General features: G+C 71.1%; 6 protein-coding genes. 3 read left to right on the top strand and 3 right to left on the bottom strand.

The window, feature by feature from the left end:
* The 3 genes from ACFPZL_RS10260 to ACFPZL_RS10250 all read right to left on the bottom strand — a co-directional run.
* A partial coding sequence (locus tag ACFPZL_RS10260) for a PHP domain-containing protein (RefSeq protein ID WP_382335315.1) occupies nt 1-915 on the bottom strand: 915 nt, incomplete at its 3' end.
* Complete coding sequence (locus tag ACFPZL_RS10255) at nt 915-2,546, bottom strand: DNA polymerase Y family protein (protein ID WP_382335313.1); 1,632 nt, start codon at nt 2,544-2,546, stop codon at nt 915-917. The genes ACFPZL_RS10255 and ACFPZL_RS10260, both read right to left, overlap by 1 nt.
* Complete coding sequence (locus ACFPZL_RS10250) at nt 2,546-3,259, bottom strand: hypothetical protein (protein ID WP_218114119.1); 714 nt, start codon at nt 3,257-3,259, stop codon at nt 2,546-2,548. The genes ACFPZL_RS10255 and ACFPZL_RS10250 overlap by 1 nt, the downstream gene beginning before the upstream one ends.
* Before the next feature lie 111 nt (nt 3,260-3,370).
* Between ACFPZL_RS10250 and ACFPZL_RS10245 the strand changes: the two genes are divergently transcribed.
* From ACFPZL_RS10245 to ACFPZL_RS10235, 3 genes are all read left to right on the top strand, one after another.
* Nucleotides 3,371-3,694, top strand: a complete 324-nt coding sequence (locus tag ACFPZL_RS10245; protein WP_218114120.1) for a DUF2469 domain-containing protein — start codon at nt 3,371-3,373, stop codon at nt 3,692-3,694.
* A 128-nt stretch (nt 3,695-3,822) separates the two neighbouring features.
* Nucleotides 3,823-4,251, top strand: a complete 429-nt coding sequence (locus ACFPZL_RS10240; RefSeq protein WP_218114121.1) for a YraN family protein — start codon at nt 3,823-3,825, stop codon at nt 4,249-4,251.
* Nucleotides 4,248-4,604 (top strand): magnesium chelatase domain-containing protein (locus ACFPZL_RS10235; RefSeq protein WP_382335311.1); only part of this gene is annotated, 357 nt, incomplete at its 3' end. The genes ACFPZL_RS10240 and ACFPZL_RS10235, both read left to right, overlap by 4 nt.

The raw sequence follows: 4,604 nt of genomic DNA, 5'->3' as shown, positions 1-4,604 counted from the left end.
TGCGCCGCCCGTGGCCGGCAGGTACGGGTCCATCTCGTCGAGGCTGCGCCGGGCGCGCACCGCGGCCATCGCCTCGGCGAGTGCCGCGTGCTCGCGCGTGGCGTAGTGCACGTTGCCGGTGACGAGAGTGGGCAGGCGATGCCTCTCGGCGAGCGCGGCGAGTCGCGAGTTCCGCGCATCGTCATCGGGGTGCCCGTGATCGGTGAGCTCGACATACACGTTCTCACCGCTGAAGAGCGCGACGAGCCGTTCGAGTTCCGCACTCGCGGCGGCTTCGCCGTCGTGGCGGTTGCTCGCTGCGTCGAGCGCTCTGCGCACGGCGCCTTTGCGGCATCCGGTGAGGATCACCCACTCGCCCCCGCTCGCCGCTCCGAGTTCTTCGAGGTCGTAGACCGGCCGTCCTTTCTCCCCGCCTTCCAGCTGCGCCTTCGTGATCGCGGCGGCGAGCCGGTGGTACCCCGGAGCGCCGCGAGCGAGCGCGAGCAAGTGGGTGCCGGCCGGGTCGGCCGCGCCGAGCTGCGGGGCATCGAGCCCGAGGGAGAGCTCCGCGCCGTAGACCGTGAGGAGTGTTGGGTGCTCCCGGTTGTGCGCGGCCGCGGCCTCGGCGAAGAGGGCCGCCCCGTAGAAACCGTCGTGATCGGTGAGCGCGATCCCCGCGAGTTCCAGACGAGCCGCCTCGGCGACGAGGTCCTCGGGAGAGGACGCCCCGTCGAGGAAGCTGAAATGGGAGTGGGTGTGCAACTCGGCGTAGGGGATGCGGGGCCCATCCGGGTCCGGGGCGGCGGACGCTGCGGAGAACTCCGCTCCCGGGGGATCCGCCGCCTGCGTGCCCTGCAGCGTTCTCGATGTCGGCAGCCGGGAGGAGAGCCGACGCTCGAACTCGGTCCAGGGCATCGGAGCGTTGTTCCACCTCATCAGTCGTACCTGCCCTCGGCGAACCACGATCCCGATTCGTGGAAGACCAGCCAGGCGTCGCCGTCCTCGAGCTGCAACTGCAGCCTGAAACGCGCCGGGGCACCCGTCCACCCGCGCTCGCGGACGGGCCAGGGGAGCGACCAGTCGCGCACCGGCACCGCATCGGCAGCACCGCCCATTCGCAGCTGCGCCGGCTTCGCCGTGAGCAGATCCTCGTCGTCGATGCCCACGGTCCGGCCCTCGGCATCGACGACTCCGACCGGCATCGGGTCCGGGAACACGACCCCGGGAGCGGGGCCCGGTACGGCACCCGGCCAGGGGCCGGCATCGCGCGTTCTCTGCGCCCGACGGCCCGTGCCCCATGGGACGAAGCGCTGCCGGTCGGCCAGCAGCCGCCCGCCGGTCAACTCCATCGTGCCGACCCCGGTGCGCCCGAGCCGGCTCTGGGCGCGGCTGAGGTGGTGATGCACGCGCTCGTCCGCGCCGGTGTTCCACAGACCAGGCTCATGGGCGGCGATGCGATCGGTATGCGCGGGGGAGAGCCGCACCCGGGCGATCCCGGAACCTCCGCGCTCGGCGACTCGCGGCAGCGCATCGGCCTGCCAGCGGATCCGGTTGACGGTGTCGGCCGCGGTGAAACGGTCGGGGTGGAGCCAGACGCGCTCGTATCTCGCCCCGGTGTCGTCGGTGAGTTCGATGCGGAGCGCGGTGCCGACGAGCCCGATCTCGGTCAGTCCGCCGATGAAACGTTCGGCGAGCGCCATGCAGGCGAAGGCGAGCTGTTCCGAGGTCTCGACCGGTGGCTCGAAGGGGAGTTCCATCACGTGCTCGCGAGCCGGGTCGCGGGGGCGGATCTCGGTGCCGTGAGCGGCGCCCCGGCCTGTCGCCCGGCGATGGGCCGAGAGGCCGGCGGCCCCGAAACGCTGCCCCACCGCCTCCTCCGGCAGCGCGGCCAGCGCCCCCAAGGTGCGGATGCCGAGGCCGCGCAGCACCTCGGCGAAGTCTCCGTCGGTCGCGCGATCCACCGGCAACGGCTCCAGGAATGCCGGAGAATCGCCCGGCTGTACGAGGCGCAGCCCCGGGAGCGGTGCGGCGATGCCGGGGTCGCCCGGACCCGCGAGCGCCGCCTGCTCTGCGGCGAAGCGGCCGTCGGCGATGCCGATCAGCGATTCGGGCAGTCCGAGATCCGACAGGAGATCGAGGATCGCGCCCGCAGCGCGACGTTCATCGCCGTAGTAGCGCGCGGGCCCGCGCGCCCGCATTGCGCAGAGCCCGGGACGTAGTGGCTCGATGCCGGGGATGAGTCGTTCGAGTGCGACGAGGATCGGTGCGAAACGGCGCTCGTCGACCTCGGGATCGTGCGGGTGGATCTCGAGGTCCGGGCAGCGGCTCTGGGCCTCGCGCTGACGCAGCCCGACGTGCAGCCCTGCCATGCGGGCGGCCTCGTCGCAGGCGACCACCAGACGATTGGCGACGAGGGCCAGAGGGGCTGTTCGCGGTTCGGTGGAATCGTCGCATTCGATCCTTCCCGACTCGTTCTGCTCGAGCACCCCCGCCTTGCGCTCGATCAGATGGGCGCGGATCGGCCAGTCCGGGACCCGGAGCGCCATCACACGTTCTGCCGACGACATCACAGCGCCACCGGTTCCCGGCCGTGGAGGGGCGTGGAGGGCGGGGTCCGCCCGGCCGTGCTCGCGGAGTCGACGCCACTGCCGCCGTCGCAGATCGCACCGCGGTCGAAGCGCACGGTGTGCCGCCGGATACCGCGACGATCCTGCGATCGCACGACGAGTTCCCGGGTCTCGAGGATCCCACCGCCCTGCCCGAGGCCGCTCCAGCGCGAACCGGTCACGCGCAGCGAGCCTTCTGCCCGTGGCCATTCGCCGATGACGACCAGTGCGCAGCCGTGCTCGCGCAGGCGCGCGGAGAGTCGCGCGGCGTCGCCCGGACCGACGCCGCGCGATCCTCTCCCGCCGGGGAGATGCAGCACGACGATCGAGAAGGCCTCGCTCAGCAGCCCGGTCAGCCCGAGTGCGTGATCTCCGGGGTCGGGTGCGACGATGCAGCGGTCGAGGGCGATGCCGAGCCCCGAGGCGGCCTCTGCCCCGAATGTCGAGCAGCCGATCACCGCGCACCAGAGCCCGGAGGTCGATGCCTCGGCGAGGAAGGCGAACGCCAGCGACCGAGAGCCCTGCACGGCGTAGCTCGAGCCCTTCCGCAGCACGCCCTCGGGGAGCAGCGGGGCCAGTCCCCGCGCGGTGGGCAGCGCGCGTTCGTCGAGGCGCAGCGGTTGCATCCCGGCGATGCGCTGCTGCAGCGTGCGGACGGTTGCGAGCTGATTCATGGAGCAATATTCGAATGTATGTTCGAATAAGTCAAGTCGGATTCGGCGCGGCGCACAGGCGCCGTTCAGCGACCTCAGCGGGTCCGCGGGCACCGGTCTAAGATGGGAGGGATGAACGAAGACGACCTGGACGACTACGAACGCGAAGCCGAGCTCTCGCTGTTCCGCGAGTACCGTGACATCGTCGGCCAGTTCCGCTATGTCGTGGAGACCGAACGCCGCTTCTACCTGGCGAACGAGGTCGATCTGAAGCAGCAGAACGCCGGCAGCGACTTCTACTTCGAGCTGAGCATGAGCGACGTGTGGGTCTGGGACGTCTACCGCGCCGACCGCTTCGTGAAGTCGGTGCGCGTGCTGACGTTCAAGGACGTGAACGTCGAGGAGCTCTCGGCACGCGAGTTCAAGCTGCCGCAGGAGCTCTCGATCGAAGACTGAGGCCGGCGGGGCCGTGCCGTTCCCCGGTTCGGCGCGCACAATCGGCTGAAATCCACGGATCCCGCGACTTCTCCACAGATCCGCCCAACCGTCCGACACTGCGCTCCCCGGCCGATCATGCTGGGTCCATGAACCGCACCGCATCGCCGGACCGAGCACCGGATCCGCACCGAATCGACTCCGCACGCCGGCAGGGACCCGGGCACAACCGGGCGCTCGGCGCGCGCGGCGAAGCGCTCGCCGCCGAGTACCTGGAGGGGATCGGCTACCATCTGCTCGCTCGGAACTGGCGCAGCGGCCGAGCGGGCGAACTGGATCTCATCGCGCGTGACGGGGACGAGATCGTCGCGATCGAGGTGAAGACCCGCAGCGGGTTGCAAGCCGGTCACCCGCTCGAGGCGATCACCCTCGCGAAGGCGCGTCGATTGCGCCGGCTGCTGCTCGACTGGGCGCATGCGCACCATGAGCGGGGCGCCGCGCTCAGAATCGATGCGATCGGCATCCTGCTGCGCCCGGATCGCGCACCCGACATCCATCATCTGCAGGGCATCTCATGAGCAGCACGGTCGCACGTGCCGCCGCGATCGCCCTCACCGGCTTGGAGGGCACGCCCGTACTGGTCGAGGCCGCGCTCTCGAATCAGCTGCCCGGGATGGCGATCATCGGGCTCCCGGATCCGGCGATCGCCGAGGCGAAGCAGCGGGTGCGGCTCGCGATCCAACGCGCCGGGGTGACCACGCAGAGCAGATTCGTGGTCGTCAACCTCTCCCCGGCGGCCCTGCCGAAACAGGGCTCGGGGTTCGACCTCGCGATCGCGCTCTCCATCGCGGCGGCGGCCGGGCAGGCGCCGGAGGCGGGAATGCCGGTCACCGCGCATCTCGGCGAGCTCGGCCTCGACGGCGGGCTGCGC

The organism is Leucobacter soli, assembly GCF_042659205.1.
Taxonomy (GTDB): domain Bacteria; phylum Actinomycetota; class Actinomycetes; order Actinomycetales; family Microbacteriaceae; genus Leucobacter; species Leucobacter soli.
Note: the sequence above shows the minus strand (reverse complement) of the source record. Positions and strands in the feature narration are given on the sequence as shown.

Bases quoted from the DNA above. Each gene is read 5' to 3' on its own strand.
- ACFPZL_RS10245 (WP_218114120.1), top strand. From the start codon at position 3,371: ATGAACGAAGACGACCTGGACGACTACGAACGCGAAGCCGAGCTCTCG.
- ACFPZL_RS10250 (WP_218114119.1), bottom strand. From the start codon at position 3,259: ATGAATCAGCTCGCAACCGTCCGCACGCTGCAGCAGCGCATCGCCGGG.
- ACFPZL_RS10240 (WP_218114121.1), top strand. From the start codon at position 3,823: ATGAACCGCACCGCATCGCCGGACCGAGCACCGGATCCGCACCGAATC.
- ACFPZL_RS10255 (WP_382335313.1), bottom strand. From the start codon at position 2,546: ATGTCGTCGGCAGAACGTGTGATGGCGCTCCGGGTCCCGGACTGGCCG.